18 protein-coding genes and 1 tRNA gene are annotated in these 25,025 nt (G+C 62.0%); 6 read left to right on the top strand and 13 right to left on the bottom strand.

The features are described from left to right. Window positions 1-220: 220 nt before the first annotated feature. Window positions 221-297, bottom strand: a tRNA-Met gene (locus HMPREF2967_RS02070). Between the two features lie 157 nt (window positions 298-454). After that, window positions 455-3,433 carry a UPF0182 family protein gene (locus HMPREF2967_RS02065; RefSeq protein ID WP_070684773.1) on the bottom strand — a complete coding sequence of 993 codons (2,979 nt, stop codon included), beginning with the start codon at window positions 3,431-3,433 and terminating at the stop codon, window positions 455-457. 123 nt (window positions 3,434-3,556) lie between these two features. Here HMPREF2967_RS02065 and HMPREF2967_RS02060 point away from each other — a divergent pair, with 123 nt between their 5' ends. Both HMPREF2967_RS02060 and HMPREF2967_RS02055 read left to right on the top strand, forming a co-directional pair. Next, window positions 3,557-4,147 (top strand): PPA1309 family protein, encoded by a 591-nt coding sequence (locus HMPREF2967_RS02060; RefSeq protein WP_070520224.1) that lies wholly within the window; start codon window positions 3,557-3,559, stop codon window positions 4,145-4,147. Window positions 4,148-4,183: 36 nt separating this feature from the next. Further along, a complete protein-coding gene (locus tag HMPREF2967_RS02055) occupies window positions 4,184-4,921 on the top strand; it encodes a beta-N-acetylglucosaminidase (RefSeq protein WP_369816012.1) in 738 nt (245 codons plus the stop codon). A 20-nt stretch (window positions 4,922-4,941) separates the two neighbouring features. Here the strand turns inward: HMPREF2967_RS02055 and HMPREF2967_RS02050 are convergent, their stop codons facing one another. Beyond that, on the bottom strand, window positions 4,942-6,018 hold the full coding sequence (locus HMPREF2967_RS02050) for a YlbL family protein (RefSeq protein ID WP_070532446.1): 1,077 nt from the start codon (window positions 6,016-6,018) through the stop codon (window positions 4,942-4,944). Between the two features lie 93 nt (window positions 6,019-6,111). Here HMPREF2967_RS02050 and HMPREF2967_RS02045 point away from each other — a divergent pair, with 93 nt between their 5' ends. After that, window positions 6,112-7,530: a zinc-dependent metalloprotease gene (locus HMPREF2967_RS02045; RefSeq protein WP_070684759.1), complete on the top strand. Its 1,419-nt coding sequence runs from the start codon at window positions 6,112-6,114 to the stop codon at window positions 7,528-7,530. On the opposite strand, the gene HMPREF2967_RS02040 is transcribed toward HMPREF2967_RS02045, so the two are convergent. Continuing rightward, entirely contained in the window at window positions 7,527-8,024 is a 498-nt protein-coding gene (locus HMPREF2967_RS02040; RefSeq protein ID WP_070520212.1) for a M48 metallopeptidase family protein, read from the bottom strand. The genes HMPREF2967_RS02045 and HMPREF2967_RS02040 overlap by 4 nt on opposite strands. A 73-nt stretch (window positions 8,025-8,097) precedes the next feature. Here HMPREF2967_RS02040 and HMPREF2967_RS02035 point away from each other — a divergent pair, with 73 nt between their 5' ends. Then, complete coding sequence (locus tag HMPREF2967_RS02035; RefSeq protein WP_070684757.1) at window positions 8,098-8,928, top strand: TOMM precursor leader peptide-binding protein; 831 nt, start codon at window positions 8,098-8,100, stop codon at window positions 8,926-8,928. On the opposite strand, the gene HMPREF2967_RS02030 is transcribed toward HMPREF2967_RS02035, so the two are convergent. From HMPREF2967_RS02030 to HMPREF2967_RS01995, 8 genes are read right to left on the bottom strand one after another with little or no spacing between them, the layout of a single operon-like run. Further along, on the bottom strand, window positions 8,925-10,979 hold the full coding sequence (locus tag HMPREF2967_RS02030) for an ATP-dependent DNA helicase UvrD2 (RefSeq protein WP_070684755.1): 2,055 nt from the start codon (window positions 10,977-10,979) through the stop codon (window positions 8,925-8,927). The genes HMPREF2967_RS02035 and HMPREF2967_RS02030 overlap by 4 nt on opposite strands. Continuing rightward, complete coding sequence (locus tag HMPREF2967_RS02025; protein ID WP_070597316.1) at window positions 10,948-11,682, bottom strand: NAD(+) diphosphatase; 735 nt, start codon at window positions 11,680-11,682, stop codon at window positions 10,948-10,950. The genes HMPREF2967_RS02030 and HMPREF2967_RS02025 overlap by 32 nt, the downstream gene beginning before the upstream one ends. Continuing rightward, entirely contained in the window at window positions 11,682-12,794 is a 1,113-nt protein-coding gene (locus HMPREF2967_RS02020; RefSeq protein WP_070520204.1) for a potassium channel family protein, read from the bottom strand. Before HMPREF2967_RS02020 ends, HMPREF2967_RS02025 begins: the two co-directional genes overlap by 1 nt. Window positions 12,795-12,836: 42 nt before the next feature. After that, complete coding sequence (locus HMPREF2967_RS02015) at window positions 12,837-16,049, bottom strand: ATP-dependent helicase (RefSeq protein WP_070684753.1); 3,213 nt, start codon at window positions 16,047-16,049, stop codon at window positions 12,837-12,839. Beyond that, window positions 16,042-19,218: an ATP-dependent helicase gene (locus tag HMPREF2967_RS02010; protein ID WP_369816011.1), complete on the bottom strand. Its 3,177-nt coding sequence runs from the start codon at window positions 19,216-19,218 to the stop codon at window positions 16,042-16,044. The genes HMPREF2967_RS02015 and HMPREF2967_RS02010 overlap by 8 nt, the downstream gene beginning before the upstream one ends. Window positions 19,219-19,221: 3 nt before the next feature. Then, complete coding sequence (locus HMPREF2967_RS02005; protein ID WP_070684749.1) at window positions 19,222-19,995, bottom strand: hypothetical protein; 774 nt, start codon at window positions 19,993-19,995, stop codon at window positions 19,222-19,224. 28 nt (window positions 19,996-20,023) lie between these two features. Next, on the bottom strand, window positions 20,024-20,965 hold the full coding sequence (locus HMPREF2967_RS02000; RefSeq protein WP_070684747.1) for a DUF3152 domain-containing protein: 942 nt from the start codon (window positions 20,963-20,965) through the stop codon (window positions 20,024-20,026). A 32-nt stretch (window positions 20,966-20,997) separates the two neighbouring features. Beyond that, window positions 20,998-21,219 carry a DUF3107 domain-containing protein gene (locus HMPREF2967_RS01995; RefSeq protein ID WP_070520196.1) on the bottom strand — a complete coding sequence of 74 codons (222 nt, stop codon included), beginning with the start codon at window positions 21,217-21,219 and terminating at the stop codon, window positions 20,998-21,000. A gap of 104 nt (window positions 21,220-21,323) precedes the next feature. Here HMPREF2967_RS01995 and HMPREF2967_RS01990 point away from each other — a divergent pair, with 104 nt between their 5' ends. Both HMPREF2967_RS01990 and HMPREF2967_RS01985 read left to right on the top strand, forming a co-directional pair. Further along, a complete protein-coding gene (locus HMPREF2967_RS01990) occupies window positions 21,324-22,712 on the top strand; it encodes a DEAD/DEAH box helicase (protein ID WP_070564923.1) in 1,389 nt (462 codons plus the stop codon). Continuing rightward, the gene (locus tag HMPREF2967_RS01985; RefSeq protein WP_070684745.1) at window positions 22,709-24,010 is read left to right on the top strand and encodes an Rv3212 family protein; all 1,302 of its coding nucleotides are present in this window, start codon (window positions 22,709-22,711) and stop codon (window positions 24,008-24,010) included. The genes HMPREF2967_RS01990 and HMPREF2967_RS01985 overlap by 4 nt, the downstream gene beginning before the upstream one ends. A gap of 10 nt (window positions 24,011-24,020) precedes the next feature. On the opposite strand, the gene HMPREF2967_RS01980 is transcribed toward HMPREF2967_RS01985, so the two are convergent. After that, window positions 24,021-24,479: a hypothetical protein gene (locus HMPREF2967_RS01980; protein ID WP_070684742.1), complete on the bottom strand. Its 459-nt coding sequence runs from the start codon at window positions 24,477-24,479 to the stop codon at window positions 24,021-24,023. Window positions 24,480-25,025: the final 546 nt, after the last annotated feature.

Raw genomic sequence — 25,025 nt, 5'->3', positions numbered from 1 at the left:
TATAGAAGATGAAGCCGAGGATGTAGTCCTTGTAATCCTGCGCTTCGATCTTTGAGCGTACCGACGATACCGTACAGCGAGAAGATTTTACTTTCTAAGTGCATGGCTTGGGGGGAGCGGCGAAGTCCTACGTGGTGCAGGATTCAAAGCCCCAAATGGCGATTCCAGCACAAAACAGAAAAGGCCCCTACCGGTGTTTCCACTGGTAGGGGCGGGAAGTTGGTAGCGGGGGCAGGATTCGAACCTACGACCTCTGGGTTATGAGCCCAGCGAGCTACCGAGCTGCTCCACCCCGCGTCGAGATGTACTTCCGAACATCAAGCGCTTCAGCACACTGTGGTTAATCACTAGGATTTTTACCCCGTGTGCCGGCGACTCATGTAACTATACAGACGCCATGGCGCCTACCCAAATCCCCTGGGCAGGCGCCATTTCTCTGGACTACGTGGAGCTACTACTGAGACTGCAGCGAGCGGTACTCCTCCACTGCCTTGTCCAGCTCGTCCAAGGCCTTGCCGTACTCCTCAAAGGAACCGTTCTTAGCCTTGTCCACGCCATCGAGAGCCTTGTTGATGGCGTCGATAGCCTCGCCTTCACTCGATGCCTTCGGAGCGGAGGCCGGTGCGGAAGCGTCGGAGTCCTTGGAGTCAGCCGCGTCCTTCTTGTCACCGCCAGTGTTTCCAGCCTGGTCACCGTCCTTGCCGGTATCGCCTTCGATCTCCGTGATGTTCTGCGCGGCCTTCGGGTCGATTCCAACCTGGTCCAGGGCCTCACCGATGGTCGGGGCATAGCCCACACGGCCCTTGTAGGACACCAGCACGCGCAGCAGCTTCGGGAACGCGGACTCTTGGCCCTTACGCTGCGAGTAAATCGGCTCGAGGTAGAGGATCTCCCCATCCCCCACTGGCAGCGCCAAGAGGTTACCGTTCTTCAGGTCATTCGAGCCCTGCCACAGCGTGCGGTCACGCGCCACCTGGTCGGAAGACATCATCGCGTCCTGTGCCTGCTTCGGGCCCTGGGTCTGGGTATTCGTCGGCAGCACGCGCACGGTGATGTTGCCGTAATTGTCCGGGTCAGAGGACACCGCCATGTGTGCGGAGAGGAACTGACGGTTCAGGCCACGGTAGGAAGTGATGAGCTGGAAGCTCGGCTTCTTGGTCTCCGGGTCGGCTGCCAACACGTAGTACGGCGGCTGGTTCAGTCCCTGAGATTCACCGGCGGTGGGGTCCTCCGGCACGGACCAGAAGGCATCGTTGTTGAAGAAGACGCCCGGGTCATCCACGTGGTACTTGGCCAGCAGATTGCGCTGCACCTTGAACATGTCCTCCGGGTAGCGCAGGTGCTGGCGCAGTTCGTCGGAGATCTCCGACTCTGGCTTGACGACGCCCGGGAACACACCCTCCCACGCCTTGAGCACGGGGTCCTCGGTGTCGAACTCGTAGAGATCGACGGTGCCATCGTAGGCGTCGACAGTCGCCTTGACCGAGTTGCGGATGTAGCCCACTTGGTCGTTGACCAAGCGCTGCGTCGTGCCCGTCGGGTTCTGAGTGTCCTGGGTGGTCTCCGTCAGGGAGGTGCGCTGCGAGTACGGCAAGGAATCCAGCGTGGTGTAGCCGTCCACGACCCACTTGACGCGGCCGTCGATAACCGCCGGGTAGGTGGAGGAATCCGTGGTCAGCCACGGGGCGACCTTCTCCACGCGCTCGCGCGGATCGCGGTCATAGAGCAGCTTGGATTCCGAGCCGACACGATCCGAGAGCAGGAAGTTTAGCTCCTGGTATTTCAAGGCGTAGGCAGTGCGGTCAACGATGTTTCCGATGTCTACGCCACCCTTACCGTCGTAGGTGTAGGTGGAGGTATCGGTATCGTATTCCACCGGTTTATCGCCGGTCTTGCCCACGATGGCGTAGTCCATGCCATCCTGTGCGCTAGCGATCACAGGGCCGAAGTAGGTGCGCGGCTGGTCAACCTTGATGCCGAGGGATTCCTCAGCGTTCTTGGTCTCGCCCTCGCCTTCGGCGTCCTTGCCCGCCTGGGTCTGCAGGTCAGCAACAGTGAAGATGGGGAAACCACCGCGGGCGGAGCCGGCGTCACGAGCCACCTCATCGACGGTATTTGCCTGCGCGGCGATAAAGCCGTTGCCGTGGGTGTACACGGTGTGGCGGTTGATCCAGTTTTGCTGGTTCTCCTGCAGCTCGTTGGGGTCCAGCTCGCGCGCGGCAACCACGAAGTCACGCAGCTCGCCGTCGATTTCATAGCGATCCATGGCTAGCGTTTCTGGGAAGCCATAGAAGTTCTTCAGCTGCTGCATCTGGGTGAACGTCGGCGCCAAAATGTCCGGGTCCAGCAGGCGCAGGTTGGAAATGGTGGAGTCATCGGAGGCGACCTTGTCATCGGAGACGTCGTCAGCACCCCAGTTCTCCTCGTAGGTCACCTTGTCATCGGTGAGGCCATAAGCAAAACGCGTGGACTCAATGTTGCGGGAGATGGACTCCGCCTCTTTAGCCTGGCGGTTCGGGTTCACGGAGAAGCGCTCCATGATGAGCGGCCAGCCCTGACCAATAACCAAGGAAGACAGCACCATGAGCACCACGGCCAGGCCGGGGATGCGCAAGTCCTTGATCACGACGGCAGAGAAAATCGCCACGGCCACGAACACGCCGATGATCATCAGAATGATCTTCGCCGGCAGGTAGGCGTTGATATCCGTGTAGGAACCACCCGTAAACAGCGAGTGCTGGTTATACAACAACTCATAGCGGCCCAGCCAGTATCCAGCCACCTGAAGCAGCATCCAGATTCCGGCGGTCACAGCAAGTTGAGTGCGCGCCGACTTCGACAGCGAACCACGCACACCCGAGGCGCGGTTACCCAGGCGAATGCCACCGAGAATGTAATGCCCCACGAGTGCGATGAGGAAGCACACGGCAACCAGCATGGAAGCAGCGCTGACCAGCATCGACCACACCGGCAGGCGGAAGGCGTAGAAGCCGAGATCGTGGTTGAACTGCGGGTCAGCCACCCCAAAGTCATGGGAGTTCAGGAAGAGCATGACGGTGCGCCAATTTGCCTGGCCCAGCAGGCCAGAGACAACGCCGACGAGGACTGGGATGACCTTGAGGAAGACCCTCATCGTGCTTTCAATGGATTTGCGATATTGATAAACCGGGGAATTGAAATCCGCCATGTCCATCGAATCGCCGCGCCCGCGCCAGACAATCAGCCCTGCTACGTAGGTGACGGCCGCCGCCACTAGTCCGAAGAAGATGAAGAGCACGATGCGCGTGATCAGGGTCTTGGTGAAGACCCCGCGGTACTCAATCGCGCCGAACCACTTCCAATCCGTGTAGAAGCCCACGAGCATGGGGCCAATGAACAAGAGGACCGCGATGATGGCGACAACCCACGAGAGAAACTTGGGCGGACGTTTCATCGGGGCGGTGGGTCGGTTGAGTCCGGAAGCCAACTCCAGCTCCAATCAAGTGTCGTGCGAATATAGAGGTATCAAGCTTCTAGTCTAGAGAAGCACTATGACCGTCAACGAACAAGGACGCTTATGAGTTCCCAACCTTCCTCCCAGCCCGCTGTACACCGCGCGCTCAACAAGGCCATGCGCGAGGCCGTGGATTTCATCCACGCCGAGGGTTGGGATGCACCTCCTACCCTTTTTGCTCTCGTCCCCACTGAGCTGGTGGCCGCACAGCTCGGTGACGTCGATGACTCCTCTCCCCTCACCCTCGTGGTGCAGGAATTGCCGGAGGGCATCGAGCCGGGCTCGGAGCACCTCGCGGACTACGTCTCGCGGCTGGCGTGGCCGCGGGAGATCGCCGGCGTCATCCTGGCACAGGAGATCATGTTCAAGGACACCGCGGACGCCGCGCTTGGCGACGCCCGCCCCGCGCGCCTCTTCTCCGGAGTCCTGCGGGCTACCGCCATGGCCGGCAGTTCCACAGCCGATTCGGAGGATATCGACGAGGACGGCGCCGAACTCACGCTTCTTCAGCTGCGCCCCACGGAGGAGGAACTGGCAGAAGCTGGCCCCTTCGCGCAGGACGATATTCAGCTGCGCGGCGGCCCGAACGTGGCACCGGGGGTCATCGCCGCCCTGCGCTACGGATTGGAGCAAGATCCGGAGGAGATGCTCTAATCGGCTCAACCTCTCATCGACTAAACTCAGTCTGCAGTGGCCATTAACGCTCAGCTCTCGGGGCTGGGCACGGAATCGATAGAGGAGTCTCTCGTGCGCTTGACATCTCGCTTCACCGCCGCAGCATCGGCCGTGCTTGCCACCGGCTGCCTGCTCACCGCATGTGGGAAGGACGATGCGCCCTCCCCCGAGCCGGCTCCTGCAAGCGAAGAAACCACTGCAGCCGCGGAGAAATCCAGCGCGCCGGCCCCGGCAACCACTGCCGAGGAATCCGAGACGCTCTCTCCTGCCGCATCCGAGACTGAGACCAGCTCGGACGCGGAGGAAGAATCCTCAACCCGCAGCTCCGCCGACCGAAAAGACAAAGACAAGGACTCCAGCGAGTCCGCTGAGCCCAGTGGCAAGTTCACCGACTCTGTGGAGCAGGCTTATGAGATCTTCGGTGGGCTCGTCCCGGAGGAGATCTTCGCTCAATTCGACCGCTGCGATCCCAACGGCGTGACGGATTCCTTCAACTGCTCCGGTTCCGAGGTGGGACAGTTCCAGTTCTTCAAGTCCAAGACCAAAGCTTCCCAGACCACTCAAGTTCTCACCGAGCTGCGCAGCTCCCGCGTCATCGAGGACAGTGGCAACCGCGTGGTGGGCTGGTCCATGCTGGGCAACACGGCCATCCTCACCGTCGTGGACAACGACGAAGGCCTCATCATGCAGCAGATGATCTCCACGGACCAGGACGATCCGGAAGAGCGCCTCAAGGAGCTTGGCTTGGTCTAGGACCGCAACTTCCTTTAGGGCTAGCCTTCGCAGGTCTCGACGGGCTTGCCCTCTGCAAAGTCGTGCATGGCTGTGATGGCGTCATCCAGCGTGTGGACCTTGGCCACCACCATGTCGCCGGTGCCACGGCTGACCGCCTCCGCGCAATTATCTGCAGGTGCGAGGAAGAGCTCGGCGCCCGCTTCCTGCGCGGCGTGTACCTTGTGGACGATGCCACCAATGGGGCCGACCTCGCCGTCCTCACCGATGGTGCCCGTGCCGGCAACAAACCGGCCGCCGGTGAGATCCTCATCGGACAACTTGTCGATCACCGCCAACGTAAACATCATTCCGGCCGACGGTCCACCGATGTCCTGTAGGTTGTAATCCACGGTGATGTCTTCGGTGGGCACTGAGGTCATGAGGATGCCCAGCAAAGCTACGTCGTCGTGCTCTGGGTGTGCGCCGAGGGTCACCGGGACTGTCTTTTCCTCGCCCTTGCGAATAATCCCCAGCTTCACCTCATCGCCGGGCTTAAGAGCGCGGATCTTCTCCTGTATCTGGCCAGGCTCCGTGACCTTGTCGCCGTTGACGGCGGTGATGATGTCGGCGTCGTCAAGCGCGCCCGCAGCGGGACTGTCGTCGAGCACCTGTGCTACCTCGATACGCACGGGCTTGTGCAGGTAGTCCATGGCTGCGACGGTGGCCGCTGACTCAGACTGGGTAAAAGCCTGTTGATTGGCTTCCTGAACTTCCTCATCCGTCTTGCCTTGCGGGATGACGCTGCCGATGGGGACGATGGTGTCATCGGTGAAAAGCCACCGCCCCAAAGCTTGAGCCAACGTCATGTTGGTGCGAACAGAGACCGTCGTCATGTTGAGATGCCCCTGCGGCTGAAACGTTTCCGGGGCCTCGACGTTGACCACCGGCTCCCCTTCCACTTCACCCAAGGTGTCCAGGGTAGGACCTGGTCCTTCGGCGGCGTACGGCACCGACAGGGTGATATCGGTGCCGGGGATGTGGTCGACGCTGAGCAGGGTTCCCGTCAACACCACCGGAATGGCTCCCCACGTCAAGGTGGACAGGCGGCGGGTTCGGGGGTTCTGCGAAGATTTCACGGAGGATCAGCCTACAGCCTCGTGATGCTTGTTCGCTCTCAGCGTTGCCGTGGTCCTAGAATCCGCACTAGGAAACCTAGTAGATTAGGCCCCATGAGCAACGGATTCGGTTTTTCCTTCCCCAATAACGACGATGACGATGATAACGATCGTCGCGACCAGAACCCGTTCGGCGCCTTCGGCTTCAGCGCGGGCAACGGTGGCCTAGGAGACTTGTTGAATCAGTTTGGCCAGATGCTCTCCGGTATGGGTTCTTCCATGAATTCCCCGGAGGGTGCAGGCCCGGTCAACTATGACCTGGCCAAGCGCATCGCGCACCAGCAGATCTCCGGCGATAAAGAGATCAATGATAAAGACCGCACCGCAGTGCAGGAGGCCGTGCGGTTGGCGGAACTGTGGTTGGATGATGCCACGATTCTGCCTACCGCATCCGGCACCGTGACCGCGTGGAATTCTGCGCAATGGTTGGATGAGACTCTGCCGATGTGGCAGCGCATGGTCACCCCGGTGGCGGAGCACATGAACTCCGCGCAGCTGGAATCCCTGCCGGAAGAAGCTCGCGAGATGATGGGGCCGATGACCTCGATGATGAACTCGATGTCCGGCATGAATTTCGGCATGAAGCTGGGCCATGCCCTGGGTGACTTGGCCGCGCAGGCGCTCACCGGTTCTGACTTCGGCTTGCCGGTTTCCCCCGCGGGCACCACCGCACTCTTGCCACACAATATTCAGGCCATCGCACGCGATCTCAATGTTCCGGGCCAAGAAGTGTTGGTCTATATCGGCGCCCGCGAGGCTGCCCGCCAGCGCCTGTTCAAGCATGTGCCGTGGTTGGTTGAGCGCCTCGTCTCCTCCGTGGAGGAATACGCCATGGGCTTGGTCATCGACACTTCTCACATCGAGGAAGCCACACACGAGCTCAACCTGGAGTCCGGTGACCCGCAGGCCATCCAGGATGCGATGAACAAGCTGCAGGGCATGGACCTGTCCCCGCGGATCACCTCCCGCAATGCGGGCGCGGCTTCCCGCTTGGAGACTCTCCTGGCGCTCGTCGAGGGCTGGGTCGAGCACGTAGTGACCGAGGCCCTGGGTGAGCGCATCCCGTCCACGAAGGCGATGAATGAGGCGTGGGCTCACCGCCGCTCCACCGGTGGTTCCGCAGAAAAGGCCTTCTCCCAGGTCGTTGGCATTGAGCTAAACGCGCCGAAGGTAGAGGCGGCAGCTGAGCTGTGGCGCCGCGCCACCGTCGCAGTGGGCGCCGATAAGCGTGACTCCGCCTGGGACCACCCGGACCTGCTGCCTACCGCAGAGCACCTGGAGAACCCGGCTTCCTTCATCGACGGTTTGCTCGATGACACCCCCGACGAGGGCTTTGAAGAAGAGTTTTCCAAGCTGGAGGAGATGCTCCGCCAGCAGGACGCCAGCGCCAGCGATACCGCTGACGAGGACAAGAACACGGACGCCGGCGAGGATAAAGAAAACAAAAAGGACAAGCCGGAAGACGAGAACTAGCGGAAGCGCTGGTAGGCCTCGAGGTATCCCTTCGCGCGCTCGGCTTTGGGGGCTCGATCGGCCCACTCCCAAAATTCCGGGCCATGGCCCGGGATGAAGGTGTGCGTTAGCTCGTGGATAATGACAGCGTCGAGGACGTAGTCGGGAACATCCTGCAGCCGGTCAGAAATCCGAATATCTCCCGTTGAGGTAGTGCAACTACCCCAGCGGGATTTTTGGTTACTCACCCACCGGATGGATCCCACCGTGGCGCGGCCCTCCAGAAAGCGGGCGTTCAGGGTACGGGCGCGAGAGGACAAGGAGTCGTCGGAAAGCTGCGAAGAACTGTGCTTCTTGCGGACCTTCGCCACGATGCCATCCACTGCTTCGCGCTCCTCCGCCGCCGACATCCAGGCGGGGATGCGCACCTCCACGACGCCATCAACGACGCGGGCTTGGACAGTGCGGCGGCGCCGGGCGGAGCGGATGACGCGTACCTCGGGATTGCTCGACATGACAGGGCATTCTACCTGTGGTGCAATGGTGGCTAAACACAACTGGGGTGGGTTAAAGAACGGGGAGGAAAACATGAATGCTAAGACGTACATGTTGGCGCCAGAAACCGTGGTCATTGAACGCGAGCCTGGAATTCTCCAGTGTGGGATGGATGCCACGCGCGTTGGGGTCTTCGAAGCCCACCCGCAGCTGGCGGGGCTGCTCAACCGGCTGCGCACTCCGCTGACCCGGCAGACCATTGAAAAGTCCATCGAGAACACAGGCGTTAGCGCCTCCGCTGCTCGCAGTCTGGTCGATGATCTGATTAGCTACCGCGTTCTGTGGCCGGCTCCCCGTCCCCAGCGCGTGGCGGTTTTGGGAACCTCGGTCCTGGCCAATGAGCTGCGCGACGTCCTGCTTAGCGATTCCTTCCAACCCCGTTCCCCTCTCCACAGCGAAACCCCCGCCGAGTACATCGCGAACGTGGCCGGGCACCTGCCTATCGTGGCCGTCGATATGTTGGATGGCGCCACGGAATGGGCACAAGCACTGAGCAATTCCCCGGCGACCTGGCTGCCAGTGTCCATGCTCGATGCCCGCGGCATCATCGGACCGGTCCGCGTAGCTGGAGCCGGTCCCTGTCCGATGTGCGCGCACCTGCACCGCATCGAAGCTGACGAGCAGTGGCACGAGGTGGCTCACCGCGCCGCAGCGGTAGAGCCACCGGGTGATCCCATCGTGCGCACGGCGATAGTGATGCATGCGGTGGTGACCATTCGCCGGCTCTTGGGAAGACCCGCCCCACCCGGGGCACCCGGCGGTAAACCGCTAGCTGGTGAGCTCACGGAGATAGACCTCTACGGCATGGAGCAACGCCGCCTGCTCATTGAACACCCGCGCTGCGCGTACTGCGCCGGTGTTTAAGCGCGGGCAGACGCGATGATCTGCAGCACCTCCGCGCCATAGCGCTCCAGCTTGGAAGGGCCTACCCCGGAGATATCGAGCAGCTCCGCTTCGTTTGTGGGAAGCGCCTCCGAGATCGCTTGCAGGGTAGCGTCAGAGAACACGACATAAGCAGGTACCTGAGAGTCCTTCGCCACGGACGCGCGCCACGCGCGCAGTGCGTTGAAGACATCCTCATCGCCCTCGTATTCACACCACTCGTGGCGGCCTAAGACCTTTTCCGCTGGGCTGCTGAGCTGGCCCGAGCACACCCGGCAGCGGCGCGGGCGATAGCGGCGGTTGGAGGACTGGCTTTCTTCGATTCCTGGCACCACGCCATCCAAGAAACGAGTGCGCTCACGCGAGGCTCGCGAGCCGGTGGTCTTTGCCAACGCCCACGACAGAGCTAGGTGTTCGCGGGCACGGGTAATGCCGACATAAAACAGGCGGCGCTCCTCCTCCACGTGCTCATCGCCGGCCTTGATGGCGTGGTTGATGGGCAACAGTTTTTCGGTGAGGCCAACGAGGAAGACCGCATCCCACTCCAAGCCCTTGGCTGCGTGGATGGTGGCCAAGGTGACGCCCTCCATCGTGGGGTTGTGCTTATTTTCGGAACGGCGGTGCAGCTCACCGAGCACGCCGGGAAGGTCGATGCCCTCGTGGTCCTCCACGATTTGTGCGATGAGATCCACCAGTGCGGTGAGCGACTGCCAGCGCTCACGGGCCTGCGCACCCTGCGGCTCCGTGGCGGACAGCCCCAGCTCCACGAAAGCCGCGCGCGCCACGGCCACCGGATCGTTCGGCAGATCATCGCGGCGGGTGGCGGCGATGAGCACGCGGATGGCCTCCAAGATCTCTGGGCGGCGGAAGAAGCCTTCGCCGCCGCGGACTTGGTAGACCACTCCGGCGTCGGCAAGCGCCTGCTCAAACTGCTCCGACTGCGCGTTGATGCGGTAGAGGATCGCAATCTCCGAGGCCTTAACTCCCTGGTTGAGCAAGGTCAGAACCTGGCCCGCGACCTCCTTGGCCTCAATCTCCTCAGACTCATAGGCCTTAAACGTGGGCTCGGGCCCTGGCTCGCGCATACCCTGCAACTCCAGACGGGTTCCCGCAGCGCGGCCCGAAGCCTTTGAGATAACTTCGTTGGCCAAGTCCGTCACCTGCGGGGTGGAGCGGTAGTCTCGCTGCAACTTCACCACAGTGGCCTGCGGATAAGTGCGAGAAAAATTCAGCAAGTACTCCGGGGAAGCCCCGTTGAAGGAGTAGATGGTCTGGTTAGCATCACCCACAACCGTCAGGTCATCGCGCTCCCCCAACCACGCCTCCAACACTCGCTGCTGCAGCGGCGTGACGTCCTGGTACTCATCCACCACGAAGGTGCGGTACCGCTCACGGAATACCTCAGCCACCGAAGGAACGTTCTCGATGGCACCGGCGATATGCATGAGCAAATCATCGAAATCGAGGTACATGACATCCGGGGTGGCCTTCATGTCCTCATAGCGGCGGAAGACCTCCGCCACCTTGGCCGGGTCCCCCGGTGCCTCGCGGTCCGTGGATTCGATGATGCCGGGATAACCCTCGGGGCTGATCAGCGAGGACTTTGCCCACTCGATTTCCCCCAGGAAGTCACGGATGGTGTCCTTGTTGTTGTCCAATCCGAGTGAGCGCACCGCGCGCCCCACGAGGCTGAACTTGTTGTCGATGAGCTGCCAAGGCAGATCCCCCGCAACCTGCGGCCAAAAGTACTTCAGCTGACGGCGCGCCGCGGCGTGAAAGGTTTGGGCCTGCACTCCCCCGACGCCCATGTGATTGAGACGCTCACGCATTTCGCTTGCGGCACGAGTAGTAAACGTGACGGCCAGAACGCGTTGTGGGTTGACGAAGCCCTGGTCCACCATGTGGGCGATGCGATAGGTAATCGTGCGCGTTTTGCCCGTACCGGCACCCGCGAGGATGCAGACCGGGCCGCGCGGCGCCGTGGCTGCGGCCCGCTGGTCTTCATCGAGCAGGGACAGATCCGGTCTCATCACCGTGGAACCACTCCATAATCATCGTGTGTGCAATTGAGCCCTTGCGGGCAATGGTCAGTTCTGGCAGCTCAGCGCGGGACACCCACCGCACTTCCGCGAGCTCTCCGTCAGTATCGCACACGGGCCGGACATCCTCCGTGACCGCGGAAAAGCCCACCATCAACGAACCACTCGGTGGCCAGGGTTGCGAGCCCCAGTAGGTAACTGATTCAACGCGGCGACCGGTTTCTTCCAAAGCCTCGCGGACCATGGCCTCTTCGAGGGTCTCGCCGGGATCGACATAACCGGCAATGAGTGAAAAGAACCCTGATCGGTGCCGGTTGCGAGCCAGAAGAATACGGTCCGTTTCTGGGTGGCGGATGATGCCGATGACGGCCGGATCGAGGCGCGGGAAAACGAGGCGCTCGCCGTCGTGGCCCACGGCCCCCGGGGCAGGATAGGACAGCTCACGCCCAGTGCGCGGATCAAAGCGCGCTTCACGACGGTTGCGAATCAGGTGCAGTGCTTTGAGGATATCGCGCTGCCCGTTGAAAAAGGTGGCATCGCGCAACGTCCCGAGCCGCTCGGCGGACTCAGTGCCCACGAGGAAAGCATGGATGGACCCGGCTGTCACCACGATATCCCCCGCCGGCTCAGCCAGGTAAACAGGTTGCCCTTGAGGCGTTACCGGAACGAGGCCGGCTTCGGTGACGGGCAGGAACATTAGTTGCCTTCGTCCTCATCTTCATCGGTATCTTCCGCGGCTTGCTGCATCTCGTGCTTGATGTAGAGCAGGCGGTCACCGGGCTTGAGCGCGTAGGCATCTGCCGTGTCGACGCGGTGCAGCTCGTTATTACGCAGGACTGCCAAGACGATGTCCGCGAGGTGGCGCGGGTTGGAGCCCACCTCGAATTCGCGTACAGCGCGCTCGGCCACGGAAAAGCCCTCATTCGGAGAGAGGAGGTCCTCCATCATCTCCACCACCGTTGGGGTGACGGTGGCAAGGCCCAGGAGGCGGCCGGCCGTTTCCGCGGAGGTGACCACCGAGTCGGCACCGGACTGCAGGAGAAGGTGGCGGTTTTCGGATTCACGCACAGACGCGACAACCTTAGCCTTCGGATTGAGCTCGCGCACAGACAACGTGCACAGCACCGCGGTATCGTCCGTGGACGGCGTCACCACCACGGAGGAGGCGTGCTGCGCGCCGGCGATGCGCAGGACATCCTGTTTGGTTCCGGAGCCATAGATGGTGACAAGGCCATGGTGCTCGGCGCTAGCTAGGGCCGCACGGTTATTGTCTACGACCACGATTTGGGAGGCTGGGACGTCATCGGCGATAAGCGCGGCGACCGCACCGGCGCCCTTGGTGCCATAGCCGATGACGACGGTGTGGTTACGCAATTGCTTTCTCCAATTCTGGATTTCAAACGTGCGACGGGCTCGATCCGTCAGAACCGACAAGGTAGCACCGACCAACAAAACAAGGAAGAGCAGGCGGGCCGGAGTAACAATAACGAGGTTGATAAAGCGCGCCGTGGGGGTCACAGGGACGATATCGCCGTAGCCCACAGTGGTCAACGACACCGCTGAATAGTAGGCGGCATCGAGGAAAGATAGGTCTTCGCTGTAGCCATCGCCGTCGAAAAAGACGACGATGGTGACGAAGACCAACAGCCCCATGGCCCAAATAACGCGGCTTGCCAGCTGTTTCCACGGGCTGGTGCTCTGCGTGCGCGGGATCGTGATGACGTCGATCAGCGCATGATCTGGCTGCGAGGTCAGCTCAACCTGCGACAAGAAACGCGATGTAAAGCGTTTACCTAAGTGCTTAGGCACGAAGTGCCAACCTCCCTAGACAGTGCGGATTTCCTCGTGAGACTACCTTAGACTCAACCCCGGTGGCGTGGAAACTGCGGAGCTTAAAAGCTCAGCCAACCGTGCTCCGGTGGGCAAGTCATCCGGCTCCAAGAGATAATTCTCATGCACGTAGAAGAACGCCGCGCGGACGGTCTCCACGCCGTGGATGCGCCGCCATGCTTCTGCGTAGACAGCCAGCTGAATCTGCGCCGAGGCCAATGCGGCGCCCTGCGGACGGCGGCCGGTCTTCCAGTCCACGATGAGCCAGGAGCCATCCGGCTGCTGGAACACCGCGTCCATGCGGCCGCGGACAACCGAGTCCCCAATGGTGATCTCGAAGGGTGCCTCGACATAAGCGGGAGTGCGCTGTGCCCACTCGGAGGCCAGGAAAGACTCCTTGAGGGATTCCAAGTCATGGTCCGGTTCGTCGTGCGAGCCTGGCAGCTCGTCCTCCCCCAGCAAGGCTGGGGAACCAAAACGATCCTCCAGCCAGGCGTGGAAAGCTGTGCCGCGCTTGGCATAGGAATTGGGCTTGAAGGGAATGGGGCGACGCTGGCGGCGCGCGAATTGGGTGGGATCCGCCGACATAGCCACCATGTCGGAAGCCGTCAGCTCGCCAGGCAGTTCAACATCGACCACGGGGGCTTGAAGGGCCTTGTGCTCTTCGATGAGCGCACTCGCCTCCTGCTCCCAGAGCCCAAAGACTTCGCCATCACGCAGCGACGGTAAATCCTCCATCGCCGCGCGCACCGCGTCTGCTGCTTTCAGCGCTTCCGCTTGCGGGGTCAGCGAGGGGAAAGACGCCTCTGCAACCGCGCCTTCTGCTTCTTCTTCCGGAACCTCGGGGACCTCCCAATGGACCACCAGATCTGGGTGTTTATCCGCCAGCAACTGCAGGTAGGAATAAGGGCCTTTCTTGCTCTTGCCCTTCTTCTTATTGGTCCCGGAGCCTGTCACCGTCAGCGTGGACTCGGTGCGGGTCATCGCCACATAGAACAGACGGGCCGCTTCCTCCGCTTGGAACTCTCGGTTTTGTTCTTTGAATGCTGTGCACGCCTTGTCGAAGTCGGTGCGTGTCACCGCATCCTCAGGGACATCAATGACGTCCTCATCGCCCGGGGCTTTCTCGATTTTGGTCAGGAAGGTTTCCGCCTGTGCCTTATAGCTCGAGGAATCCGCATGTGCCACGCACACGTGCTCCCATTCCAAGCCCTTGGCCTTGTGCACCGTCATGATCTGCACGCGGTTGCGCACGAGCGGGACCTCTCCCAGCTCGAGTCCATCTTCCTTCTCCTTAGCCAGCTCAAGGTAGTCCAAGAGGCCGGCCAGGCCATCCCCGTGGAAGCCCGCGACGAAGTCAGCGAAGGCGTCGAGGTGCGTTGCCCCGCCCGGTTTGCCGGAAGCAAGCACTTCGGTGCGCAGGCCGAAGAGCAGCTCAATGTCGGCGAAAATGTCATTCAACGACTTACCCAGGGAATAGGTGCGCAAGTAACGCAGCTTGGAGGAGACCTCCTCCATGCGTTCCAATCCTTCGGCGCTGTAGCGATCGCGTTCGCCGAGGTCTGCGAGGGCGTCGGCAAGCCCCAGCACCTGGTCCGGGCCCTCCGCAGTGATCTCCTCGACCTGGATAGCCAGGTGCTCCAAAGGATCACCGCCCTCCCACCGCGTGCGGCCCTCGGTGGCGCCTGCCAGGTTACGCTGACGCGAATGCAGCGCCTGGATATCGGCGATGCCCAAGCCGCACATCGGACCGGTCAGCACACGCAGTGCCGCCGCGCTGTCCTGTGGACGCACCAAGAGCGTAGCCACCGCCACGAGGTCTTGGATCTCTGGCTGCCAGAGCAGGCCACCCAGGCCGAAGATCTCATTGGGCACGCCAGCCTCATCCAAGGCGGCGGCGATCAAAGGCGATTGCCTATTGGTGCGCACGAGTACGGCGGCGCTGAAATCCTCGCCTTCCGGCGTGGACTCATAGAGCTGACGAAGGTGCTCAGCGATGAAGGCGCGCTCCTCGTCCTCAGATGTGAAGTAACCCAGCTCAACCGTGCCGGCCGGTGCCGTGGGCTTGGGCGACAGCTCATCGACGGGGCGCTCGCCGGGGCTTGAGGAGAAGAGCTCCGAAGCCACGTCATTGGCCAGCCCCAGCACCGTCGACGGGTTGCGCCAAGAGGTGGTGAGCTGATCCTTCGGCGCCGGGGTGCCATCAGGCTGCGGAAAGTCCGTGACAAAAGCCTCCAGGTTTTCGGCCGTCGCGCCACGCCAGCCATAGATGGACTGCATGGGATCACCAACCGCAGTAACAGATAGTCCCTCGCGCTCGCCACCAAAGAGGGAGCGCAATAGGATGCGCTGCGCGTGGGAGGTGTCCTGGTACTCATCCAACATGATGACGCGGTAGCGCGCGCTTTGTTGCTCACCCAAAAGCGGGAACTTTTTGGCCAGGGTGGCGGCGATGGACATCTGCTCACCGAAGGTGATCACCCCGCGCTCCGCTTGCTCTTTCTTGAGAGCTTCCACCAAGGGCAGGTACTCCAAGCGCAGGCGCTGGATATCCAAGTACTTCTGCAAGTCTTTGCCGAACTCACCTTTAGTCCGGTTGCTCTTTTCTAGATCCTCAGCGGTCTTTCGGAAGATGTCCTCGTGCTCATAGAGATCCTGCGGATCCTTGAGCTCCCCGTCCATCGTTTCCGCGAGCTTGAGCAAGGTCGCGGTCACCGTGGCCACCGCGTTATCGGTGCTCAGCGAGCCCGTGTAGTTGCTGACCACCTCATGAGCGATGGCGTAGCGTTCCGCCTCCGTGATGATGCGGGCATTCGGCTCCACCGGCATGAGCAAGCCATACTCGCGGACGAGATCGCCTGCATAGGAGTCATACGTGGACACGTTGGGGGCGATATTCTCCACCGCCTCAGCCGCCGGGCTGCCCGGGGCAAGGATTCCAGAAGAACGCAGCGTCAACAGCTGGCGGCGGATGCGTTGCTCCAGTTGCTGGGCGGCCTTGCGGGTAAAGGTGAGGCCGAGGACCTGCTCCGGCCGCACCAGACCGTTTGCCACGAGTGAGACCACGCGGGAGGCCATCGTCTCCGTCTTACCGGCGCCGGCGCCGGCCACGACGAGTTTCGGACCGAGCGGACCATCGATAACAGCGGCCTGTTCCGGGGTGGGAGGAAAAGGCTTGCCCAGCGCGGCAGCAAGCTCCTCAGAGCTGAAGTGTTGAGCCGGATTCTTAGGCATTGGTCACCAGACCTCCTTCATTCATCACGGGGCAAATAGAGCGGATTGGGCAGCGATCACAATCGGCATTCTCGCGCGCGGTCAGATCCGGTCCGCGCAGCTCAGCCACGAGTGCGGGCAGCATTTGTGCAAATTCCGCAAGCTCTTCTGGGGGCTTGGTGGCTTGTTCTCGGGTGGGCACGGAGGCAGCGCTCGACCGCGGGAACACCAGAACACCACCGCCGCGCGGCAGGCCATCACCGGTCCGGATGGACACGTCATGAGATTCGCTACCTGGTTCTGCTGCAGCCCCGACGAGCTGGCCGTGTGCTAGCGCCAGCTGATACGTCATGAGCTGAGTGTTGTCCTGAGCGCTGGTCGCCGACGGGACTTTTGTCCCCGTCTTGAGATCCACCACAACATAGTCCTCGCCGGCTTTTGCCAGCCGGTCGATGAACCCACGGATGGTGACATCAGGACCGATATCCACGGTGACGGGAACCTCGACGCCCACGGGCTCGAGCGAGACTGAACTCGAGAGCACCCAGCCATGGGTGCGGTCGATGAGGCGTTCAAAGTCCGCGCGTTCAGCTTCCCGGTGCCACGCTGGGCCTTCCACAAGCGAGTCGAAGGCATCGAGCACCAGCCGCTTCGCAGGCTCTGCGGCCGCGCCGCGGCCTAAAGCCTCCAAGAAGGCATGCGCCAGGTTGCCCCGCACGAGGTTGATGTTCGAGGAATCATCCTCCACCAGCTGCCCCAACACGGCGTTGAGCGGGCACGTGAGCAGGGCATCGACCCGGGACGGCGATACTGTGCTCGAACCACGCAGCGGAAGCTCGGAGGCCACGCCGCGCGCGGCCCACCAGTGATCCGGATGCGCCCCTGGGACCCCAGCCTTTGCCAAACGTGCCAACTGCCGTACCGCTTGGGAGCGCTCGGCCTCGCCGACCTCCGGATCAGTGGCACAACGGCGCAGTTGTGCCACGAAGGCGGGCACCGAGAGCACCGAGACATCGAGGGGATCGAGCTCTTCCTCCCCACTAGCAGCACTGGGCAGCGTTACCGGATTCGGCTCCGGCACCTCGAGGCCCAACTCGCGTGGCCAGGCTTGGCGTGCGAGGCGCTCTCCTGCCTCCCGGCGCGCTTGTGCCCCGGGAACATCGACGCCGCGAGCGGACAGGAATTCGTCGATGAAGCGGGAGGGCTCTTCCACGACATCGCCTTCCGGCGAATCGACCGCCACGATGAGTAGGCGGTGCCGGTGGCGGGTAGTGGCCACGTGGAAAAGGCGGCGCTCCTCCGCTAAGCGCCCGGAGACGTGGCTCACCGGTGTGCCGGGCGTGATGTCGCGGTCGATGAGATCAATGAGGTCTTCTTGTCCAAAGAGGGAGCCGGTCTCCCCCACCGAGGGCCACGTTCCTTCCTGAACGCCCGCCACGATGACGGTGTCCCACTCGCGCCCCACCGCGCCGTGTGCAGTGAGGATTTCGACTGCATCGGGCAAGGCCGAGCGGCGATCCCGTACACCGGTGGGCAGTTCTTGCTCCGTAATGTGAAGAATGAAGGACTCCAACGATGCAGCCGGACGGCGCTCGGCGTAATCACCGGCAGCGTCGAACAGCGCCATCATCGCATCCAGGTCGCGGTCTGCCTGCGAGCCCGCGGCACCACCGCGCAGAGCCGCTGCCTGCAGGCGCGTGTCCAAACCGGTGGCCTGCCACACCTCCCAGAGGACTTCCTCAACGGCAGCGCCTTGCTGCAAGGCCGCACGCCCGGCAGACAGCACCCCGCGAATACGCGCCAGAATCGCTTCCTCGCGCTCGGTGAGGAGGTTATTGAAGTCCGGCAACTCACCGTCCAGCAACTCTCGCAGCGTATTCATTCCGCGCTGCTCCGGTTTCCAGCGGCGCAGGCCGCGGATGAGCCGCCGCAGCGTCACCGGATCAGCGCCGCCCACAGGGCCGGTAATCAAGTCCTCCAGCTCCGTGGGTTCAAGCTCGTTCTCCAAGGCACGCAGAGCCAGAAGCACCGCTTTAACCAAGCGTTGCTCAGCAAGCACAACGTCCGTGGGATTAATGTGCACTGGCACGCCAGCGCTGAGCAGCGTGCGACGGGCAGGTCCGATATCCCCGGTGGAGCGCACGATCACCGCGATATCACGCCAGTCCACGCCCTCCTCTAGGTGCCGGCGGCGAACCGTATTGGCCAGAACATCACGCAAGGTACGCCGCGAATCTACAACGCTGACGCAGGCTGGGGAAGGAGTGCGGTGCGCCGAGTCTAAGCGCAGCTCGTTCTCTGCCTCCCAGGTGGTGAGGAATTCCGAATTGGCGCCACGGAAGGCAAAAACTGCTTGGTCAGGATCACCGCCAATCACGGTAAGGCGTGCGGTTTTCGCTAGCTCTGCGATGAGCTGGCCGGAGGTCGGGTCCAGCAACTGCGCGTCATCGACCACGATGGTGTGCCAGGGGTGCTCGCGCAACAGCTCCGGGCGCAAAAGCACCTGGCTGACCAGCTCCGCAGCGGAATAGGAATGCGAACCCGCCAGCGCCTGAGTGCGCTCATACTCGCGCAGGAAGTCTCCGGCAGCCACCCACATGGGCCGGCCGTAGCGTTGTCCCAGCTCCTCCAAGTCCGTCGGGCCCAGCCCCCGTTCGATGGCGCGCAGCAACAAATCACGCAATTGGCGCGCAAAGCCCACATACTCCAGGGCCGGGCGCATCTCCTCTGGCCACGCGCCCCGGCGATCGGCCGCATGGCCCTGCAGCAGCTCACGGATCACTGCATCCTGTTCCGCACCGGTGATGAGACGCAGCTCCTCCTCGCTGCTTTGGCGCAGAAGCGCAAAAGCCAGTGAGTGCACCGAGCGCACCATCGAAGTCTGTGCGGCGTAGTTATCGAGGTTTTCTGCTAACTCCCGGCGCAGCAACGAGCCGGATTCCTTGGATGGGGCGACGACGAGGATGCCGGAGGCATCGGCTCCAGCATTGAGTTGGGCCAAGACAACGTCGATCAGCAGGCTCGACACCCCTGATCCCGCTGCACCAAGCACCCGCCAGGTACCTTGCTGTGGCAAGGGAACATCCCACTCGCGCGACGTGGCGCGACGGGTTCGGGGAATGAGGCGGACTTCCGGCGAGGGAGGAAGCGTGACGCCGGTACGTGTGGGGGATTCGCTGCTGTACTTCACGCCCTATAGTGTGTCAGATGCTGCGGACACGAGGGCCTCTTCGACCCTTTCAATATTCGAACGCACGGTCGCTTTGGAGCGCGGGTGCAGGGTATTGACGTAACGGCGATACGCCACTGCGCGCAAGAGCAGCTGCTGTATGCCGGGAACCGACGCAAAGCGGGCACAAATATCATCATCTACTGCGCCTGCGATGAGGCCATCCACCATGACCAACGCGGCGGACCAGCCAACCGGGCGCGGTGCCGCGGAAGGAACGATATCAGTCAGCGCTGGCGGGTTCGCACCAGAGAAAACCGTGGTACCCAGCACGTCCATGTGGGCGGTGACAAGTGGGAGCTCCGCAAGCTCAGCATCGGAGTAGGCCTCCCCACTTTCCTCCCAGGCCGCTCGTTCCGCCCGCGCAAACACATCCTCTCGCCGGTCCACTGTGGGCAACGGTGCCAGCTCGAGGGCCTCATCGAGACGCAGCGCTAACTGCACTGTTTCATCGATGCGCCCCCGCAACTGCCCCTCCACGAATTGGGTGGCCTTCCACCCGGCGGCTGTGTAGCGACCATCCGCAGTCAGCACTGGCCGGGCAATACGTGCTCCCGGCAAGCTGAGTTTCTCGCGTACTTTGGCGGACCAGCCAGTCCACGGCCGCGCCTCGGCGAAGACAATATCCCCCACTCGGATCCCGTTATCCCAGGCAGGACCTACGAGTTCTCCCTGTGTCCGGCGCGGGTGAAATTCGGCGTTGAAAGCAGCAAGAACGGGCTCAGGTGGCAGTGGCATGAGAAACAATCCTTAAGTTTGGGGCGACCTACTCGGGCTTAGCGTGATCAGAATTAGCCGGGTTCGGGTAGGGCCACGGGTTCGGCTCACACGTGACATCCTCGTCCGGATAAACCTCGTTGGGTTCCTTCTCAAAAAGCTGGGCGTTGTTCAAGCTCAGCGTCTGTTGCATCATGACCGGCGCGAGTTTACCGTCCCCGCCACAGGGCTGGTGGGACGCAAAACCAATGGCATGGCCAAATTCATGGTTGATCAGGTACTGGCGGTAGTTGCCCAAGTCGCCCTCAAATGGCGTCGCGCCGCGCACCCACCGAGACTCGTTGAGGTTGACCGCGGACTCCCCCGTAATGGTCGTGTGACAGGAGGTTTCTGATTCCAGCTGCGCGCCACACAACTTCGCCGTGGTTCCCAATGACGTCAGACGGATGTGCGTATCGGGGTTGTCATCGGCTTTGACGTGGATGAATTCAAAATCGCCGTTGGCCGTCCACCCGCGAGGGTCGGCCAAGGTGGCGTCGACCAGCGCGACGACAGCACTGTCACCACCATATGCGGAGGTGTCCACACCATTTTCAATCTCGACGGAAAAGCGGATGGTTTGCTTCCCGCCCTTGCCAGCGTGCATGGAAGACGGCCCTGCATCGCGGTAGGTTTCCTCACCTTGCTCAGTGAAATCACCGCCGGCGGGCAAACCATCCTTGGCGGCGGCCACCGCGCTGGCATTGGCGGGATCCGGCCCCTTGCGCGAGGAGGCGGATGCGGCTGTGCTGCTTGCCGACGTCTCCCCTGCCGCCGTCACCTCCGCATCCTGGGCTGGGGAACGAAAAACATCAACCAGCACCCACACCGTGATGACGACCATGACGGGGATCGCCACCACTCGCCACCAGCCGTACTCGCGAGCGAAACGCTCCACCGCCGAGACGAACTGTGGGCGCTGCTTAAGTTCCGCGGGATTATCCATGGCCATTTAGGCTACCCGCTGAGGCAGCGAGCGCGTACTTAGCCTGCGAATCCTACGGTGTGGGCGCGCACGGTGCCGATTTCCACGTAGACCACACGCTCGGTCCGCACGATATAGGTGCGGCCCTTGGTGTCCTTCAATTCGAGAGTGGAGTTCTCCCCCAAGGCGTTGTTGATGGTCTGGGTCAGCTCTTCTCGCTCACCATCCGCGTGAATGACCAGTTCGCGGGCGGTATCGGCGAAGCCAAATTTGATGTCCATGTGGTGTCTACTCCCTTAGATCGTGTTCTTTAGTCTGTGCCGTGAGGCCTGCGCCCCCGGCGCTCTAATGGCCCCACTATAGCCACGTCCTCTACTATCAAGGTGTGCTTGCCCCGAAATCATCCCGCGATTCCCGTGAATCCCCTACCTTTGCCGAGCTCGGCGTCGCCGTAGAGATCTGTGATGCCCTCGCTGAGAACGGGATTACGCACACCTTCGCCATCCAAGAGCTCACCCTGCCCATCGCCCTGAATGGCCACGACCTCATTGGCCAAGCGCGCACCGGCATGGGCAAAACCTATGGTTTCGGTGTGCCGTTGCTGGATCGCGTTTTCGATGACGCCGACATCCCGGAGCTCGACGGCACTCCCCGCGCGCTGGTCATCGCGCCGACCCGTGAGCTGGCCATCCAGGTCAGCGGGGACCTCAAGGTTGCTGCCGCCAATCTTCCGCTCAGCATCGTCACCCTGTGCGGCGGGCGCCCCTATGAAGAGCAAATCACACAAATCAAGAGGGGCGCGGACGTCGTCGTGGGCACTCCGGGCCGCCTGCTCGATCTCTGCCAGAAGAAGCACCTGTCCTTCGAGCAGGTCAGCGTTCTGGTTCTGGATGAGGCCGATGAGATGCTGGACTTGGGCTTCCTGCCGGATATTGAGAAGATTCTCTCCCTCCTGCACGGCAACCCGCACCAGACCATGCTCTTTTCCGCCACCATGCCCGGGCCCATCGTGACGCTGGCCCGCACCTTCCTCACCAAGCCGGTCCACATTCGCGCCGAGTCCGGCGACGCCCAACAGACCCACTCCTCCACGCGCAAGGTCACCTTCCAGGCACACCGCATGGACAAAATCGCGGTCTTGGGAAAGATCCTGCAGGCAGAAGGCCGCGGGCGCACCATCATTTTCACGCGCACCAAGCGCTCGGCAGCCGCCGTCGCAGACGAGCTCGCGCAGCGCGGCTTCAGCGTGGGCGCGGTCCACGGCGATTTGGATCAAAAGGCTCGCGAGCGCTCGCTCTCCGCCTTCCGCGAAGGCACCGTGGAAATACTCGTGGCCACGGATGTCGCTGCTCGCGGCATCGACGTCGATGATGTCACCCATGTCATTAATTATCAGGTGCCGGATGACCCCATGACCTTTGTCCACCGCATTGGCCGCACCGGTCGCGCTGGCCACACCGGCACGGCGGTAACGCTCGTTGGCTACGATGAGCTGAGCAAATGGCAGGTTATCAACGATGAGCTTTCTCTGGACCAGCCCGAGCCGCCACAGTGGTTCAGCACCTCTCCTGAGCTTGCGCAAGCGCTCGATATTCCCGAGGGTGTTTCTGACACCGTTGGTCCGCCCACCAAGGTGCTGGGCGCAGCGAAGCGTTCGGGCTCGCGCGGGGAATCGCCGCGTGGAGGCTCCTCGCGTTCCTCGGCGGCTTCCGCCCGCGCCTCTCGCCGCACCCGTTCCCGCAAACGCAATCCCCGTCAAGGAGGGCACCGATGAGCACCGAGCACACCCAGGAATCCCAGCTGGATAAGGCCCGGGCAAAGGTCGACTCGTCGAAGAAGGCTCCCATCCTGCGCTCCACGAAGGCGGACTGGATTGCCGTGGGCGCGATCAGTGCGGTCTGCGCCATCGCCATCGGCGGCGCGGTCATCACCGCACCCATTCATAAGGCGGAGCTCACCCCGGCGGTGGACGCCGCGTCCGGCGATGAACCGGCGCTTCTCGATGCCATCCCGAGCTCCCTCACCGAAGCCTTCAGCCTTCCCAACACTCTCGTGCCGGGACAGGCTCGCGCGGTATCCTCCAGCGGCCTGTTAATCACCCATGACGGCGATATGCTCAGCGCTTCGAACGCCTCCGGCGACGAAGTCTGGACCTATCAACGCCGCGATGCCGACCTGTGTTCGCTCACCACAGCGTGGAACAAAATTGTGGCTTCCTATGACGCAGGCAATGGTTGCGGCGATGTAGTGGCGATCGACGCCGCCACCGGCCAATACTCCGATACCCGTAGCGCCCGCAATTCCGAAGAGGTGGTCCCCATCATGTCGAATGACCGCGTGGGCACCGTTTCCGCAGAGCGCGTAGAGCTCTGGCGCTCGGATCTCGTGCGCTCGGTTGAGTACGGTGATGTCGACGCCAAACAGGAGCCGAACCTACAGCCCCACGAGGACTGCGCCATCACCTCAGCGCTGACCCGCACCGAAACACTGGGTGTCACCGAAACCTGCCCAGATTCCCCGGACTCCACCTGGCTGCGCATTCAAAATACCACCCCTGAGGATTCCCGTTCTCCGGAAATTTCAAAGGACATCGATATTGAGGATCCTGGTGCGCGCCTCATCGCCTACGGCCAAGAGGCAGCCGCGGTCTTCCTCCCCGGCGATTCACCGCGCATCGTCTCCTATAGCTTTGAAGGTGAAACACTGTCGTCCACGGACGTTGAGCCTTCGAAGTCCATCACCAACGCCGCGTCCCCCTTTGCGCCCGCGATTGCGGATCTGCCGCACCACATGTCGTGGTTCGACGGCGAGCGTCTCTACCTCTTTACCCCTACAGAGCTCAAGGTGGATCACATTCTCGAGCAAGCGGTGGGAACCGGCGTCGCAGTCGACGAACGCCTACTCGTCCCCACTGAGGAGGGGATCGACGTGGTGAACTGGTCTACCGGGAAAACCGAGAAAACCATCCCCGTTGACCGTGACGGCTATTCCGGCCCGATTTCGCTAACGCTAGCGGGCACGGTCATCGTTGAGCAGCGCGGCGACACCGCTGTGGCGCTCACCGCCGCCTAGGCATGCCCTACTAAAAGTGGCTTTCAGCCCACTGCGCCGTCTCGGGCCGCGCCATAAGCAGGTATAGGACGAGCCCGGCGCTTGCCAAGGTCACGATGCCTAGCAGCGCTGAGCCGCCGCTAAACATCTGAAAAGCCATGGCGCCCAGGATGAATTCCACAAGCACGATGGCTCCGCGGCCCCAGCGTTTGCCTTTGACGAAGGCCCACGAGCCGACGATGACAAAGCCGAACACGATGAAGATGAAGATGGCAGTGCCCAGGCCCACAAAGCTCGATGCGCCGGAGTCGGACACCATGGAGCCATTCTCAGCGCCAGCAACCTCACGGACGATGAGGAAGATGCCGAAAATGATAACCGCGATGGATTGGACCACGGCGATGCCGGCAGCCGCCATCACCGTACGCGGTGCACGGTTTCCGGCAGCTCGGTCAGGTGTCGTTGAGGGCTGGTTCTTCTTCTTATTCACGGGCGTTTAGTCTACTTCCCTGCCCCATGGTTTAGGCAGTCTCCACGCCAAAGCTTCACCCTCTGCCAATTCGGCCGCCGCGGTACTCGCACGTCCTGTACTCAGCTTCGGCTTTCCTCCTGCTGTGTTTTCGGGGGCAGCGAGGAGGATCTGGATTTGACGCGATCCAGGTCACCACACTCACCCCAATCTCCCCGTCGCCGCAGGTAGAGACGCTACTGACAGGTTTCTTACAGCCGCCCACCCATTAGAAAAGTGCAAATTGGAAGAATTTATTTAGTGACGTTGGACACTTTTCTCCCTTTACCCCTAGCGGACTTTGAGTAAACGTGTCATTATTCTCAGGTAGCAAAAACAACGAGCTGTTAAATCAGTTCTTAACCCGGAGAATCCTTCGAGTTAACAGAAAGTGAACCACGGCGGCGTCGACGCTGGCCCTAACTCGAGACAGGGCCCCACTGACCGCAGACCAGTCCACTTACACCCAGTAGCACTCAGTTCAGTTCACCACCGTGGACTGCCCTTGGTGCGCCTACTTCGCCCACT

Source organism: Corynebacterium sp. HMSC059E07, assembly GCF_001814395.1.
Taxonomy (GTDB): Bacteria; Actinomycetota; Actinomycetes; order Mycobacteriales; family Mycobacteriaceae; genus Corynebacterium; species Corynebacterium hesseae.
This window is presented reverse-complemented; position numbering and strand designations above follow the sequence as displayed.

Coding starts and splice junctions, on each gene's coding strand:
- HMPREF2967_RS02065 (WP_070684773.1), bottom strand. CDS start 3,433: ATGAAACGTCCGCCCAAGTTTCTCTCGTGGGTTGTCGCCATCATCGCG.
- HMPREF2967_RS01995 (WP_070520196.1), bottom strand. CDS start 21,219: ATGGACATCAAATTTGGCTTCGCCGATACCGCCCGCGAACTGGTCATT.
- HMPREF2967_RS02025 (WP_070597316.1), bottom strand. CDS start 11,682: ATGTTCCTGCCCGTCACCGAAGCCGGCCTCGTTCCGGTAACGCCTCAA.
- HMPREF2967_RS02035 (WP_070684757.1), top strand. CDS start 8,098: ATGAATGCTAAGACGTACATGTTGGCGCCAGAAACCGTGGTCATTGAA.
- HMPREF2967_RS02005 (WP_070684749.1), bottom strand. CDS start 19,995: ATGCCACTGCCACCTGAGCCCGTTCTTGCTGCTTTCAACGCCGAATTT.
- HMPREF2967_RS02000 (WP_070684747.1), bottom strand. CDS start 20,965: ATGGCCATGGATAATCCCGCGGAACTTAAGCAGCGCCCACAGTTCGTC.
- HMPREF2967_RS02040 (WP_070520212.1), bottom strand. CDS start 8,024: ATGTCGAGCAATCCCGAGGTACGCGTCATCCGCTCCGCCCGGCGCCGC.
- HMPREF2967_RS02045 (WP_070684759.1), top strand. CDS start 6,112: ATGAGCAACGGATTCGGTTTTTCCTTCCCCAATAACGACGATGACGAT.
- HMPREF2967_RS01985 (WP_070684745.1), top strand. CDS start 22,709: ATGAGCACCGAGCACACCCAGGAATCCCAGCTGGATAAGGCCCGGGCA.
- HMPREF2967_RS02060 (WP_070520224.1), top strand. CDS start 3,557: ATGAGTTCCCAACCTTCCTCCCAGCCCGCTGTACACCGCGCGCTCAAC.
- HMPREF2967_RS02015 (WP_070684753.1), bottom strand. CDS start 16,049: ATGCCTAAGAATCCGGCTCAACACTTCAGCTCTGAGGAGCTTGCTGCC.